Source organism: Propionibacterium sp. oral taxon 192 str. F0372, assembly GCF_000413315.1.
GTDB lineage: Bacteria > Actinomycetota > Actinomycetes > Propionibacteriales > Propionibacteriaceae > Brooklawnia.
Map to the genome: position 1 here is coordinate 1,171,772 of NZ_KE340297.1, position 1,262 is coordinate 1,173,033.

Annotated in this window: 1 CRISPR repeat array. The window is 59.7% G+C overall.

The window, feature by feature from the left end:
- Nucleotides 1-6 precede the first annotated feature (6 nt).
- Nucleotides 7-1,256: a CRISPR direct-repeat array (repeat unit 28 nt; unit sequence GGATCATCCCCGCTTACGCGGGGTGCAC).
- The last annotated feature ends 6 nt before the right edge of the window (nt 1,257-1,262 follow it).

Here is a 1,262-nt window from a genome sequence, read left to right on the forward strand (position 1 = left end):
TCAGTCGGATCATCCCCGCTTACGCGGGGTGCACTTGATTTATTTCTTGCGCGGCTAGACTCTCTGAGGATCATCCCCGCTTACGCGGGGTGCACAAAAAAGAGCTAAAAGAAAGTAAGTGGTGCGCCGGATCATCCCCGCTTACGCGGGGTGCACAACCCGTGGCAGGGTGTGCCGCTAGGCAATGCGGGATCATCCCCGCTTACGCGGGGTGCACCGCAGGCGCGGTTTATTGAAAGGAAGGTTGTTGGGATCATCCCCGCTTACGCGGGGTGCACGCATCGGAGCATCCTGCCGAGGTTGGGTACGACGGATCATCCCCGCTTACGCGGGGTGCACTTCGGATTACCCGACGAACTCGACGAAGATTGCGGATCATCCCCGCTTACGCGGGGTGCACAAGTTCACACCATCATGCACGACGAGTTCATTGGGATCATCCCCGCTTACGCGGGGTGCACAAATCCTTTCGCTCAATGTGCCAAATCCCCGGCGGATCATCCCCGCTTACGCGGGGTGCACGCAGTGGTTACATTCCTGGCGTCTACGATACCGTGGGATCATCCCCGCTTACGCGGGGTGCACTTCCGGCGGACCCCGTGTTTGACCCCACCCATGGGATCATCCCCGCTTACGCGGGGTGCACATTGAGCCATGTTTTCCAGTGCCGCGTCCCTACGGATCATCCCCGCTTACGCGGGGTGCACGATGGCGCGGGACATGACCATGGCGGGCTATTCGGATCATCCCCGCTTACGCGGGGTGCACGGACTTAGGGAACGCATACCAGGTAATCGACTAGGATCATCCCCGCTTACGCGGGGTGCACGCGCCCACCACGTCGGACGATATGCTACTAAAAGGATCATCCCCGCTTACGCGGGGTGCACTACTGTTTTTATGCGCTGCTCCTGCTGGAATTAGGATCATCCCCGCTTACGCGGGGTGCACGGAGTCTGTAGATACCGTTTTCATGCGCTGTTCGGATCATCCCCGCTTACGCGGGGTGCACCTGCTCGGTCGGCGATTGTCGAATCCTGTCGAGGGATCATCCCCGCTTACGCGGGGTGCACCGTCGGATTTTGGCTTTTGATTCTGTTGCTAACGGATCATCCCCGCTTACGCGGGGTGCACGGCACTCCGGCTGATACCGCTGGCCAGCGCACAGGATCATCCCCGCTTACGCGGGGTGCACTTCTGTATGGGAAAATTGGAATCTGCGCGTCAAGGATCATCCCCGCTTACGCGGGGTGCACAACATA